The organism is Bacillus cereus group sp. BfR-BA-01441 (assembly GCF_022663075.1).
Taxonomy (GTDB): Bacteria; Bacillota; Bacilli; order Bacillales; family Bacillaceae_G; genus Bacillus_A; species Bacillus_A cereus.
Window position 1 is genome coordinate 1 of record NZ_JAKUEU010000176.1, and the last position, 2,999, is coordinate 2,999.

Sequence of the window (2,999 nt, forward strand, 5' to 3'; positions counted from 1 at the left end):
ATAGTTTCCTTTTGGTAAGTCTTTTGATATTACTTCTCCTTCTTCATTTGTTACTAGTTCTCCAACTATTTTTCCTTTTGAATCTTCTATATGAAACTTTGCCCCTGCTAGCTTTTTATTTTTATCACTTATGTCTACTTTCACTAACTTCATTTTTCCCATTGGATCTGGCAATTTCTTATTTCCTATTTTAATTTCTACTACTGCATCTTTTTCTACTTTTACAGCTATTTTATCTTTTAATAATTCATAGTCTTTTGGCGCTTCTATTTCTACAAGGGTATAGTTTCCTTTTGGTAAGTCTTTTGATATCGCTTCTCCTTCTTCATTTGTTACTAGTTCTCCAACTACTTTTTTATTTGAATCTTCTATATGAAACTTTGCTCCGATCAATTTTTTATTAACATTATTACTATCAACCTTTTTTATTTTTATTTTTCCTGTACTAGGCTTGTTCCAATGTTGCCAGTTAAATTTGAAATTGTGAAATTCAAATCCACCAGTTTGTTGTACCGCACCGACAAATGCTTGTCCATTAATCGAACCGCCTTTTGTTTCTAATACAGCATTGGGGGCAAACACACTACCAACGACACCATATCCCTCTGTTATAATTTTTTTCGCATTTGGAAAAACCCAAATCACTTTCCCATATAGCTCAGTAAACGGGGAATTAGGAGAATATGGTTGTGATGTAGGAACTATATCTGTAGCCCTTCCAATATTGTTCGTGTCATATAGAATAGACCCATTTTTAAATGTAACCTCTGTTGCATCCGAATACATAACAATAAAATCTTTGTCCTTAGCACTCGGTAAAAATACATCTCTTATATCTAAATTGTTTTTCCCTGTCAATTCTGATGAAACATAAATATTAGAATTGTTTATATCTTTTCCGATTCCATAACTCATATTTGGAATTGGGGTATTCGTTTTATATTGACCAGCATTTTTACTGGCTTGGTTCACTATATTGCGAAATTCATTAAATTTCGCGTCAATTTCTAGTTTTTCTTTATAAACGATATGATCATAAGAAGATTGTATGATGCGATCTGGATCACTCTCTTTTGTCATTACGACTATTCCGTTTTGAATGATAAAAGATTCTTCTCTTGATTTCTTAAATTTTCCAGACAATAACAAGGACGGATATCCCTCATCAACCCATTTTTCACCTACTATATTAGATGTTCCCGCTGCAGCACCTACAATTGTATACCCCGATGCATCCATATCACCTTGAACTGCAATTGCTCCTTCAATGTCACCACCTATTGCTTTATGGTTGCCAAAGACAACAGCATTATAACGCGATATATCACCTAGACTTTCTAGGTTTGTCGTGGATCCATATGCTTCTTTGGGTACATATACGACAAAACTTACACTTAACATTAACAAAACAATAAAATGAATACTTACCAGCTTTAATCGTAGCCTCAATTCCTTTGTTCCCACCTTTACCGTATTTTTTCTATAGTCGAATAAAATGAAATTTTTATTAATGATGATTTACTTCAATCCCCTATATACCTTCTTTACTTATCTCTGAATTTCCGGTCCCACTTCCCATTAATGCAGGATAAATACATACATTCTATCGAGTAAACCTTTTCTTATAAATTACGACTAGAAACACACATAACAATAGGAGTGGAACTATTACAGTCCACTTATTAAATATAAATATCTCTGTAGTCATTTTTTGTTTTTCTTTCTCGTTTAACTCCACACGCACACCTCGAACTAGCAATCTATTGGTGTTTACTCCATAAGGCGTACACGTAATTAAAGTTGTATAATCTTTATTTTCTACAATTTGTAGATCGTCCGTTTCGTGTGGTAACACTACTTTAATTTGATCTACTTTATAAGCAAGAACTTTGTCTAAAGAATGAATATAAAAGAGATCTCCTTCGCTCAACTTATCTAAATCTGTAAATAATTTTGCTGATGGTAAACCACGATGCCCTGTTAAAATAGTGTGCGTATTTTCTCCACCTATCGGGAGCGAAGAAAAATCTAAATGACCTATCCCGCGGCTCAATACTTCCTCAGATGTCCCTTGATAGATTGGCAGTTTTATATTAATTTTCGATATTTCAATATACCCCATTACATCTCCTAAATTTAACGCATCAGCATATGCTTGATGATTACTTTTTTTTTCAGAAAATGGATCAGTAAATGTTTTCGTGGAAGTGTGAACTTGTTTATTATATTCGGCTGCTTCTTTTTCCCTACGTTCGACTTCTTTCTTTTGTAGCGCTTTGATCTTCTTATCGTAAGAGCTAATCTCAGAATAATGTGCACGAGTCGCCAACCAATTACTAATAGTAGGATATAAAAAAACACCTAATCCAAATAAAAAAATACCTCCCAAAACAAGATTTCGTTTCATATTTCCACCTCTGTATATGCTTAAATATCGAAAAGAGGGAAGCATTTTGCTTCTCCCCTTTTCCCATAGTTACATGTTCCTAAAATCTTAATTATTAGCAAACTTTTTTCTAAAGAAAACAAATGCCGCTGTAACCATTAACGTAAGGCCTATTACAGTAAAAAGAGTCGTTCCTATGCCACCCGTTACCGGAAGAACCCATCCACTTTTATTATTTTCAATCGTTAATTTAACCGTTTGATTATTTTCGCTAATCTTTACATCAATGGGATCTTTTAATAATTGATAAGAAGCTTTTGTACCATCTTCTTTTGTATATGTTGGTGCTTTCGTTTCAAAAATTTGATAGTCTCCATATGGAATGTTAGACCATTTAATAACACCATTTTCATCTGATACACCTGTTACTTCTTTTCCTGCTACAACAACTATTTTTCCATTTTTATCTTTAAGTACAAACTCTGCACCTTTTAATTTATTCTTATTTGTAAAATCAATTTTTGCTGTATTTAAAATTTCCGAACCAGATGGTACTCCTTCTTTTATTTGAGATTTAATTTGCAAATGAAATTCGTTTTTACCATCTAATTTT

At 32.8% G+C, this 2,999-nt stretch carries 3 protein-coding genes; all 3 read right to left on the reverse strand.

From position 1 onward, the window contains the following. Positions 1-1,449: collagen-binding domain-containing protein (locus MR107_RS29565; RefSeq protein ID WP_242293109.1), on the reverse strand; the 1,449-nt coding region annotated here is incomplete at its 3' end. 154 nt (positions 1,450-1,603) lie between these two features. Further along, the gene (locus MR107_RS29570; RefSeq protein ID WP_205570374.1) at positions 1,604-2,407 is read right to left on the reverse strand and encodes a class C sortase; all 804 of its coding nucleotides are present in this window, start codon (positions 2,405-2,407) and stop codon (positions 1,604-1,606) included. Between the two features lie 87 nt (positions 2,408-2,494). Further along, on the reverse strand, positions 2,495-2,999 hold a 505-nt coding region (locus tag MR107_RS29575; RefSeq protein WP_242293110.1), incomplete at its 5' end, for a SpaA isopeptide-forming pilin-related protein.

Coding starts and splice junctions, on each gene's coding strand:
- MR107_RS29570 (WP_205570374.1), bottom strand. CDS start 2,407: ATGAAACGAAATCTTGTTTTGGGAGGTATTTTTTTATTTGGATTAGGT.